Annotated in this window: 5 protein-coding genes; all 5 read left to right on the forward strand. The window is 72.4% G+C overall.

Annotated features, from left to right (window positions below; translation table 11 throughout):
* Positions 1–27: 27 nt before the first annotated feature.
* Positions 28–1542: a methyltransferase gene (locus tag ACIHCL_RS30515; RefSeq protein WP_399867000.1), complete on the forward strand. Its 1515-nt coding sequence runs from the start codon at positions 28–30 to the stop codon at positions 1540–1542.
* 927 nt (positions 1543–2469) lie between these two features.
* The gene (locus ACIHCL_RS30520; RefSeq protein ID WP_399867003.1) at positions 2470–2667 is read left to right on the forward strand and encodes a hypothetical protein; all 198 of its coding nucleotides are present in this window, start codon (positions 2470–2472) and stop codon (positions 2665–2667) included.
* A gap of 380 nt (positions 2668–3047) precedes the next feature.
* Positions 3048–5957: a type I DNA topoisomerase gene (topA, locus tag ACIHCL_RS30525; RefSeq protein ID WP_399867006.1), complete on the forward strand. Its 2910-nt coding sequence runs from the start codon at positions 3048–3050 to the stop codon at positions 5955–5957.
* A 346-nt stretch (positions 5958–6303) separates the two neighbouring features.
* Positions 6304–9600 carry a dTMP kinase gene (gene tmk / locus ACIHCL_RS30530; protein ID WP_399867009.1) on the forward strand — a complete coding sequence of 1099 codons (3297 nt, stop codon included), beginning with the start codon at positions 6304–6306 and terminating at the stop codon, positions 9598–9600.
* A 346-nt stretch (positions 9601–9946) separates the two neighbouring features.
* Positions 9947–11152, forward strand: coding sequence for a DNA polymerase III subunit delta' (locus tag ACIHCL_RS30535; protein WP_399867012.1), 1206 nt, complete (start codon positions 9947–9949; stop codon positions 11150–11152).
* Positions 11153–11177 lie beyond the last annotated feature (25 nt).

Genomic DNA, 11177 nt, shown 5'->3' on the forward strand with positions numbered 1-11177 from the left:
GTCGGTGGGAGCGGACACAATGGTCGGGTGAGTACGACCCGCCTTCCCGTGTCCGACCGTTCGCCGCTGCTCCGCGAAGCCCTGCTCGCCGCCGCCTTCACCGCCGACGGGCTCCTCGAACTGCTCGGCGCGCCCGCCTATGCCGCGCTCGCCCGCAGTGAGACGGTTCCCGCGCTGCGCGCCACCCGGGGGCAGTCCCCGCTCGACACCCTGGTGCGGCTCTTCCTGCTCCAGCACCCCGTCCCCCACGCGCGCGCCCGCGCCGCGCTCCCGCTGGCGGAGTGCATAGAGGACGGCTGGGTGACCCACGCGGGCGACGAGGTGCGGGCCGTCGTCGACGTGCGTCCGTACAGCGGGCCCGAGGGGCAGGACTGGTACATCGTCTCCGACCTGGGCTGCGCGGTCGGCGGCGCGGGCGGTATCGGTTCGCGCGAGGAGGGCGTGGTCCTGGGGGTCGGCGGGGCGTCCACCACCCTCGCCGGGATCACCGTCCGCACGCCGGTCGCCTCCGCTCTCGACATCGGCACGGGCTCCGGCATCCAGGCGCTGCACGCCTCCCAGCACGCCACCCGGGTGACGGCCACGGACCTCAACCCGCGCGCACTGGAGTTCGCACGACTGACGCTCGCCCTGTCCGGCGCACCCGCGGCGGATCTGCGCCTGGGTTCGCTGTACGAGCCGGTCGGCACGGAGACGTACGACCTGATCGTCTCCAACCCGCCTTTCGTCATCTCGCCCGGTGCCCGCCTCACCTACCGCGACGGCGGCATGGGCGGCGACGACCTGTGCCGGAACCTGGTGCAGCAGACGGGCGACCGGCTCAACGAGGGCGGATACGCACACTTCCTCGCCAACTGGCAGCACGTGGAGGGCGAGGAGTGGCGGAACCGGCTGAGTTCCTGGGTGCCGTACGGCTGCGACGCGTGGATCGTGCAGCGCGAGGTCCAGGACGTCACGCAGTACGCGGAGTTGTGGCTGCGCGACAGCGGCGACCACCGTACGGACCCCGCCGAGTACGCGGCGCGATACGACGCCTGGCTGGACGAGTTCGAGGCCCGCAGGACCAAGAGCGTCGGTTTCGGCTGGATCACCCTGCGGAAGTCCGCCGTGGCCGCCGCCGGAAATCCGTCCATCGTGATCGAGGAGTGGCCGCACGCGGTGGAGCAGCCGCTCGGGCCGGCCGTCGAGGCCCACTTCGCCCGCCAGGACTACCTGAGGGAACAGGACGACGCCGGACTGCTGGCCGGACGGTTCGCGCTTGCCGCCGAGGTCGTCCAGGAGCAGGTCGGATTGCCGGGTGCGGAGGACCCCGAGCATGTGGTGCTCCGTCAGAATCGCGGAATGCGGCGGGCGACGAAGGTCGACACCGTGGGTGCGGGCTTCGCCGGGGTGTGCGACGGGACGCTGCCGGCGGGCCGGATCCTGGACGCGATCGCTCAGTTGATGAACGAGGACCCCGTGCTGCTCCGCGACCGCACTCCGCAGGCGATCCGGTTGCTGGTGGAGGAAGGGTTCCTGGAGCCGGTGCCGTCGGCCGGTTGACGGGGTGACGGAGGCCCGGAGGGGCGGGCGGCTGCCGGTGCCGCGGTCGGCGTCCTCAGGGGGCGGACTGTGTGCCGCATCAGGGCGGGCTGTGTGCCGGTGCTGCTTGGACGGCGTTCCGGTTCCGGTGCGGGGGTGGTTCTAACTCGGGTTCCGGGTCCCGTTTTGATGCGGGACCGGTTAGAGGCCGGGTCGCATCTGGGGTTCTGGCCTCAAGGCGTTGGCGTCGACTTGTGCTCCGTTCGGTTTCGCTCCGGGGGTGGCGTCGTTTCTGGAAGGGGGCCTTCCGTCCCGTTCCGGTTCGAAGCCGCTCCGGTGCGGGGATGTGCCTCCGCATGCGATGGAAGGCATCTCTCCGTCTGCGGTGGACCCGGTTCCGGAGAGCGCGGTAAAGCGGTGAATGTCACCTCTTCGGTGTCGCGGTGCCCGCCCTCCCGCGATCTGCCGTTGCTCCGATGGTCCGGCATCGGTGGTGTCCGGTTCCGGCGTCGGTGGTGTCTGGTTCCGCGTCTTCAAGGCCCGTGTTTTCAGGGGCCCGCGTTTCCGGCGCGATCTCGCTCTTCCGGATCCAGGGGCGGCCCCGGGGTTCCGCGCCGGCCTCGCGTTTCCGGGGTGGCCCCAGGCCCTGGTCAGCCCCGGAGTCTCGCGCCGGCCTCGGGTTCTCGGGGGTGTCCCAGGTTCCGGGGCGGCCCCGCGTTTCCAGTCGGCTCATGGCTTCCGGGCCGGCGCCTCGTCTCCGGGGCGCTACACCCCGGGGCTGGCCCAGCCGCCCGGACCCGCAGCCGGTGCCCGCGTCCGCGCTTCCGGGCCGGTGAGCGAATCCGGCCATTCACCCGGGGTTCGCGTCCACGACGCCCTGGGGTGACAGCCTCCACCTGACCGGGCGGCATTGGACCCGGCCGAACGGTGACAGGGAGGCGGACGGACATGGAGAACGGACCCGCGGTCCTGGCCGGAGCGGTGTTCGCGCTGTTCGGCGCCGCATTGCTGCTGTGGACGGGGGCGCGTGTGATGCACCGCGCGCCGGTGGCGCACGGAGCGAGCCCCCTCGCTTCCGCCGCGCTCGCCACTCTGTTCGGCGTACTTTTTCTCGTTCTCGGTGTGTGGTGCTTCACCCGCATCTGATCCACTTCCTGCCGGACCCTCGCGTTTCGGCCGGGTTCCCGCCACGCATGGCGGACCCCCATGGGCGTCGCGGATTCCGCCCGGCGGGACACGGTGAGGAACAGGCCCGAAGCCCGTAGCCCATGGCGGACACCGGCGGCACCCGCCGACGACGCCGGAGCGGCCCGGAACCGGCGGGCGCCGCCCGTATGTCCGGTGGACCGGCACTCCGGGCGGCAGGAATGCCGGGACTCGGGTTACCGTTCGAGTGGCCGTTGCGGGCTTTTGCCGTTTGACACGGGGGCGGGTTGTACCGTCACACTCCGCAGCGACGGCACCGTCGGCGGCGTCATGCCGCTGTCCGGATGCCCACCGAGCGTCGACCGGAGAGAAGAGCGAAGTTGTCCCCGACCAGCGAGACCGCAAAGGGCGGCCGCCGACTTGTCATCGTCGAGTCGCCCGCCAAGGCGAAGACGATCAAGGGCTACCTCGGCCGCGGATACGTCGTCGAGGCGAGTGTCGGGCACATCCGCGACCTGCCGAACGGTGCCGCAGAGGTTCCGGAGGAGTACACCGGCGAGGTCCGGCGGCTCGGCGTCGACGTCGAACACGACTTCCAGCCCGTCTATGTCATCAATGCGGACAAGAAGGCCCAGGTCAGGAAGCTCAAGCAGCTTCTCGCCGAGTCCGACGAACTCTTCCTCGCCACCGATGAGGACCGCGAGGGCGAGGCCATCGCGTGGCACCTCCAGCAGGTCCTGAAGCCCAAGGTCCCGGTCCACCGGATGGTCTTCCACGAGATCACCAAGGACGCGATCCAGGCCGCTGTCGCCAACCCGCGCGAGCTCAACCAGCGGATGGTCGACGCCCAGGAGACCCGCCGCATCCTTGACCGGCTCTACGGCTACGAGGTCTCGCCGGTCCTGTGGAAGAAGGTCATGCCGCGCCTGTCGGCCGGGCGTGTGCAGTCCGTGGCGACCCGCCTCGTCGTCGAGCGGGAACGCGAGCGCATCGCCTTCCGCTCCGCCGAGTACTGGGACCTGACCGGAACGTTCTCCCCCGGGAACGGAGGCAAGGGCACGGCCCCGTTCGGAGCCGGAGCCGGAGGCACCGGGCGGGCGGACGCCTCCGACCCCTCGGCCTTCACCGCCCGTCTCGTCACCGTCGACGGCCGCCGCGTCGCCCAGGGCCGTGACTTCGGCGCGAACGGGCAGCTGAAGCCCGGATCGGCCCAGGTGCTGCACCTGGACGAGGCGAACGCCCGCGCCCTGGCCGCCGTGCTCGCCGACGCCGCGTTCACCGTGCGGTCCGTCGAGTCGAAGCCGTACCGCCGTTCCCCGTACGCCCCCTTCCGTACGACGACCCTCCAGCAGGAGGCGAGCCGGAAGCTGGGCTTCGGGGCCAAGGCCACCATGCAGGTCGCGCAGAAGCTGTACGAGAACGGCTTCATCACCTACATGCGTACCGACTCCACGACGCTCTCGGACACGGCGGTCGCCGCGGCCCGGGCCCAGGTCACGCAGCTGTACGGCGCCGGCTATCTCCCGGACAAGCCGCGCACGTACGCCGGGAAGGTCAAGAACGCGCAGGAGGCGCACGAGGCGATCCGCCCGTCCGGGGACCGCTTCCGCACCCCGGCCGAGACCGGCCTCACCGGTGACCAGTTGCGGCTCTACGAGCTGATCTGGAAGCGGACCGTCGCCTCCCAGATGAAGGACGCGGTCGGCAACTCCGTCACCGTCAAGATCGGCGGCCGGGCGAGCGACGGGCGGGACGCCGAATTCTCCGCGTCCGGGAAGACGATCACCTTCCACGGCTTCATGAAGGCGTACGTCGAGGGCGCCGACGACCCGAACGCCGAGCTCGACGACCGCGAGCGCCGCCTTCCGCAGGTCACCGAGGGTGACGCGCTGTCCGCCGAGGAGATCTCGGCCGACGGGCACGCCACCAAGCCCCCGGCCCGCTACACCGAGGCGTCGTTGGTCAAGGAGCTCGAAGAGCGCGAGATCGGCCGCCCGTCGACGTACGCCTCGATCATCGGCACGATCCTGGACCGCGGGTACGTCTTCAAGAAGGGCACGGCGCTCGTTCCGTCCTTCCTCTCGTTCGCCGTGGTCAACCTGCTGGAGAAGCACTTCGGCCGACTCGTCGACTACGACTTCACCGCGAGGATGGAGGACGATCTCGACCGCATCGCGCGGGGCGAGGCCCAGGCCGTGCCGTGGCTGAAGCGTTTCTACTTCGGCGCGGGCGGCGACGACCTGGCGGGCGCGGGTGCGGCCTCCGACGCGGGCAACGGCGACGGCGACCACCTCGGCGGTCTGAAGGATCTCGTCACCGACCTCGGCGCGATCGACGCCCGAGAGATCTCCTCGTTCTCCGTCGGCAATGGCATCAAGCTCCGGGTCGGCCGCTACGGCCCCTACATCGAGCGGGGCGAGAAGGACTCCGAGGCGCATCAGCGGGCTGACGTGCCGGAGGACCTGGCGCCCGACGAGCTGTCCGTGGAGTACGCGGAGGAGCTGCTGGCCAAGCCGAGCGGCGACTTCGAGCTCGGTACGGACCCGGTCACCGGGCACCAGATCGTCGCCAAGGCCGGCCGTTACGGCCCGTACGTCACCGAGGTGCTGCCCGAGGGCACCCCGAAGACCGGCAAGAACGCGGTCAAGCCGCGGACGGCCTCGCTCTTCAAGTCCATGTCGCTGGACACGGTGACCCTGGCCGACGCGCTCCGGCTGATGTCGCTGCCGCGCGTCGTCGGCGAGGACGTCGACGGCGTCGAGATCACCGCGCAGAACGGCCGCTACGGTCCGTATCTGAAGAAGGGCACGGACTCGCGTTCGCTCGCCTCCGAGCAGCAGCTCTTCGACATCACCCTCGAAGAAGCCCTCGCGATCTACGCCCAGCCCAAGCAGCGCGGTCGCGCCGCCGCCAAGCCGCCGCTGAAGGAACTGGGCAACGACCCGGTCAGCGGCGCGCCGGTCGTGGTCAAGGACGGCCGGTTCGGCCCGTACGTCACCGACGGTGAGACCAACGCCACACTGCGGACCGGCGACAGCGTCGAGACGATCACGCCGGAGCGCGGCTACGAGCTGCTCGCCGAGAAGCGGGCCAAGGGCCCCGCCAAGAAGAAGGCGGCGAAGAAGGCACCGGCCAAGAAGGCCGCCGCCAAGAAGACGACGGCCAAGAAGACCACGACCGCCAAGAAGGCCACGGCGAAGAAGACCGCGGCGAAGACCACGACCGCGAAGAAGGCCGCGGCGAAGAAGACGGCCGCCGCCAAGAGCACCGCGGCGTCCGCAGAGAGCTGACCGGACCGGACCGGACCGGACCGGATCAGTTCACGTTGGATCCGGTCTGATCGTGTCGGATCAGTTGGACCGGGCCGGATCAGGCCCGCGCTGCCTGAACCGGGCCGGATCGGGATAGGCCGGGGCGGATCGGGCCTCGCACGCCCGTGAGCCTCGCGGCATGGAGCGTGCCCCGTGCGTCTCGCTTTTTTCGGGTGAGGGCGGCTTTTCGGGGCAGGGGGCGGCCTGGTTTTCCGTGCGAGGACGGGGGAGCGGGCCGCCGAGGCTGCGCCGCCCCGCGCTTCCCGGCGTCCACATGTTCGGGCGCGGCCTCCGGGGACCCGCTCGGTCCGGATAGGCTGGGCGGATGACGCGAGCCGAGCAGCCAACGGTCGTGAGCCCCACCTCCGACGCACTTGCCGCAGACTCACGCGAGCGCGCCGTGCGAGCCCTTTTGCGTGTCCCGCCGCTGAAGCGGCTGTGGGGCGCCCAGTTCGTCGGAAGTATCGGCGATGCCCTCGCCCTTCTCGTGCTGGTGCTGATGTCGCTGCAAGCGGCGGTCCAGGAGGGCTCGTTCGGAACCGGGTACCGAGGGGCGGCGTTCGCCGTCGCCGCGGTGTTCGGCGCCCGGATCATCGCCACCCTGCTCTTCGGGGCCGTGCTCCTCGGGCCGCTCACGACGCTCACCGCGCCGGGCGGGCCGCTGGACCGGCGCTGGCTGATGATCGGGACAGACGGGTTCCGGCTCGCGCTGCTGGTCGTCGCGCCGCTGTGGATCGACTGGATGCCCGAGCAGGCACTCATGATGATCCTCATCACCGTCTTCCTCGTCGGCACGGCCGAGCGCCTGTGGACGATCGCCAAGGACGGTGCCGCGCCCGCGCTGCTGCCCGCTCCGCCGCCGGAGGGTGCGGCGGTGCGTCCGCTGCCCGACCACCTCGACGCGCTGCGCCGGCTCTCGCTCCGTACCGACTTCGCCGCGATCCCGGTCGCCGGGGCCACCCTGCTGGTCGCCACACTCGTCGGCAACCTGCTGGGCTCGGGCCTGGAGTGGTTCTCGCTCCACCAGGCGGCGCTCGGCTCGTACGTCGCGGCCGGCCTGTTCGCGGCCTCGGTCTCGACGCTGTACTTCCTGGAGCTGCCCGACTCGCGGACACCCCGCCCGCGCTCGCCGCTGGAGGGTCTGCGCCGGCCGACGGCCGGCAACGCATCCGACCGGGGCCGCACCGGGGCCGTGCCGGTGATCATCGGCGCGTCGGCCGCCGTCGCCGGGGCCATCGCCGCCGCCGCTGCCGCCGCCGCGCTGCACGCCGGGGAGCTGGGTGGCGGGCCCGTCACGTTCGCCCTGCTGATTCTCGGGCTGACGGGTGCCACGGGTGTCGGCATCCGTACCGCGGGGAAGGTGCTGCCCACGCTGTCGCGGCGCCGCCTGCTCGCGCTGGCCGTCGCCGTCACCGGTATCGCGCTCCTCGCCATGGGCCTGGTGCCGGACACGGCGACCGTCGTGATGATCGCGGTGCTCGCCGGGTACGCAGCCGGGGTCGCCGCCCGCACCGGTCACGTTCTGGTCGACCAGGAGACCGAGGAGCCCCGGCGGGCCGGCACCACGGAGCACCTCCAGGCCGTCGTGCGGGTCCTCGTCGGGTGCGGCGCGCTCGCCGGCCCGCTGCTGTCCGCCGCGATCGGCGCCCACCGGCTGGCTTCCGGCTCCTTCGTCTTCGACCACGGCGGAGCGGCCTTCGCCCTCATGCTGATCGGGGCGCTGCTGCTGCCCGTCGCGGTGATCGTCCTCGCGAAGACGGACGACCGCTCCGGCGTACCGCTCCGCCGCGACCTGCGCGAGGCGCTGCGCGGTGGAGAACCGGACGTGGCGCCCGCGAAGACCGGGTTCTTCCTCGCCCTGGAGGGCGGTGACGGCGCGGGCAAGTCCACCCAGGTCGAGGCGCTCGCCCAGTGGATCCGTGCCAAGGGGCACGAGGTCGTCGTCACCCGTGAGCCGGGCGCGACCCCGATCGGCAAGCGGCTGCGCTCGATCCTGCTCGACGTGTCCTCGGCCGGGCTCTCCCACCGGGCCGAGGCACTGCTGTACGCCGCCGACCGCGCCGAGCACGTGGACTCGCTGGTCCGCCCGGCGTTGGAGCGCGGCGCGATCGTCATCTCCGACCGCTACATCGACTCGTCCGTCGCCTACCAGGGCGCGGGCCGCGATCTCTCCCCGACGGAGATCGCCCGGATCTCGCGCTGGGCGACGAGCGGGCTGGTACCGCACCTGACCGTCCTGCTGGACGTCGACCCCGAGACCGCGAGGGAACGGTTCACCGAGGCGCCCGACCGGCTGGAGTCCGAGCCGCCGGAGTTCCACGCCCGGGTGCGGGCCGGCTTCCTGACGCTGGCCGCCGCCGACCCGACCCGCTACCTGGTGGTGGACGCGGGCCAGGATCCGGAGACGGTCAGCACGGTCGTACGCCACCGTCTCGACCAGCTCCTTCCGCTCTCCGAGGCCGAGATAAAGGCTCAGGAGGAGGCGCGCAGGAAGGCCGAGGAGGAGGCCCGGCGCAAGGCCGAGGAAGAGGCGGCCCGCAAGGCCGAGGAGGAGCGGCTTGAGCGCGAGCGGCAGGAGCAGCTCGCCAAGCTCCGTGCCGAGGAGGAGGAACGCAAGCGCCGCGAGCTGGAGGAGGCGCGCAGGCGCGAGGCCGAACGCCAGGCGGAGGAGGCCCGGCAGCGCGCCGAGGAAGCCCGCAGGAAGGCCGAGGAGGAGGCCCGGCGCAAGGCCGAGGAGGAGCGGGCCAAGCGGGTGGCCGAGGAGGCGGCCCGCGAGGCGGAACAGGAGAGGCTGCGCAAGAGGGCCGCGGAGGAGGCCCGTCAGCGCAAGGAGGCCGAGGAACGGCGACTGGCGAAGCAGCGCGCGGCCGAGGAGGCCCTGCTGCGCGCCGAGGAGGCCCGGCGCCGGGCCGAGGCGGCTGCGGCGGCGTCCGTGCCGGACAACGAGGTCACGGTGCCGACGCCGATCATCGACCCGAACGACGTGACCCAGCAGGTGCCGTCGCCGACGACCCGTCCCGCCCGCTCGGACGAGGCGGAGACGGCGATGCTGCCGAAGTTCCGGGATCCGTCGGACGACGATGCCTCGCCCTCCGGATCTTTCAGTTCTTCCGGTTACTCCAGCCCCTCCAGCCCCTCCAGCCCCTCCGGCGGGTCCGGACGCCCCGGTGCCGGTGGTGCTGCGGGCGCCGCGGACGAGACGGCGGTGCTCCCGCCGATACGGGACGCGCAGCGTCCCGGCCACTCGGGGAGCGCCCGGGACGCGAGGGATGCGTGGGGCGCACGTGACACGGGGGAGGCACGTTCGGCGGATCCGGTGAACCGGGTTCCGCGGGGCATCTTCCGTGACGAGCGTCCGTCGGCCGGGGCCGTGGCGGAGAACGAGAACGAGCGCACGCGTGAGCTTCCGCAGATCGGTGACCCGTACGCGGACGACGCCGCGCCGCGGCAACCGCAGGACCACCGGGACGGACAGGAACACCGTGCCCGGCGCCCGCGCCCCGACTGGGCCGAGGAGACCCCGCTGGACGATCTGCCGACGCTGGCGGACGAACTGCTGGGCAACCACCGGGACGACGAGGGTCCGGGGACCTCGGGCCGGGGGCGCCGCCCGCGCCGCTGACGCGCTGGGGCGCGGGGCGGGGAACAGCACGGAACCGTTCGGAGACATCCGGAGCCATGAGGGGGATGCCCTGACGCGCCCGGATTCGCCCGGGGCTCTTCGAGGGCGGCGGTGAAGGCCGCCGGTCCACCAGGCGGCAGGAGCGGTCAGGCGACCGGCCCGCGGATCGGCGGGACGGCGGGCAGCCGGAGCGCGGTCCCGCCGGGATTGTCGGACCCGTCCCCCACAATGGAGTCCGGCCGAAGAAGCCCGGCCGGGCAGGAGCGTCGCCCGGACCCGGGCGACGGCACGGCGCATGACAACGGTGCGGTCACGGGGGCCGCACACACCGGAAGGACGGTGACCGATGACCGTATGGGACGACCTGGTCGGGCAGGACCGGGTGCGAGAGCAGCTGAGCGCCGCCGCGCGGGACGCCGACACGCTGGTCACCGCCCACTCCGCCGGGAAGCCGGTGCCGACGGGCTCGAAGATGACCCATGCCTGGCTGTTCACCGGACCGCCCGGCTCCGGCCGTTCCACCGCCGCCCGCGCCTTCGCCGCCGCCCTCCAGTGCGTCAGCCCCGACCGGGCCCTGGGCGGCGAGCCGGGGTGCGGCTTCTGCGACGGCTGTCACACCAGCCTCATCGGTACGCACGCCGATGTCGAGGTCGTCCGGACCGACCTGCTGTCCATCGGCGTGAAGGAGACCCGCGAGCTGGTCCGCCGCGCGCAGCTCTCCCCGGCCGGAGGGCGCTGGCAGGCGATCGTGCTGGAGGACGCGGACCGGCTCACCGAGGGCGCGGGGAACGTCCTGCTGAAGGCGGTCGAGGAGCCGGCCCCCCGCACGGTCTGGCTGCTCTGTGCGCCCTCGCTCGAAGACGTGCTGCCCACCATCCGTTCCCGCTGCCGTCACCTCACCCTGCGCACACCCCCGGTCGACGCGGTGGCCGACGTACTGGTCCGGCGCGACGGCGTCGACCCGGAGCGGGCCGCGTCCGCCGCCCGCGCCACCCAGGGGCACATCGGCCGGGCACGCCGCCTCGCCACCGACGAGCGGGCGCGCTCCCGCCGCGCCGCCGTGCTGAAGCTGCCGCTGCGGATCGAGGAGATCGGCGGCTGTTTCAAGGCCGCCCAGGAGCTGATCGACACCGCGACGGAGGACGCCAAGCAGGTCTCGGAGGAGATCGACGCCAAGGAGACGGAAGAGCTGAAGGCCGCGCTGGGCGCCGCGGCCGGGGGGCGGATGCCGCGTGGGACGGCGGGCGTGATGAAGGAGCTGGAGGACCGGCAGAAGCGCCGCAAGACCCGTACACAGCGCGACAGCCTCGATCTCGCGCTCACCGAGCTGACCGGCTTCTACCGTGACGTACTGGCCATGCAGATGGGCTCACGGATCGCCATCGCCAACACGGACGCGCAGGACGCCCTCGATCGCGTGGCCGGTTCCTCCACGGCCGAGCGCACCCTGCGCCGGATAGAGGCGGTGATCGCGTGTCGGCGGGCGCTGGACCGCAACGTCGCTCCGCTGCTCGCGGTTGAGGCGATGACGATGGCGCTGCGCGCGGGCTGACTGCTCCGACGCGCCGACGCGCCGA

The sequence above is a fragment of the Streptomyces sp. NPDC052042 genome, from assembly GCF_044548345.1.
Classification (GTDB): domain Bacteria; phylum Actinomycetota; class Actinomycetes; order Streptomycetales; family Streptomycetaceae; genus Streptomyces.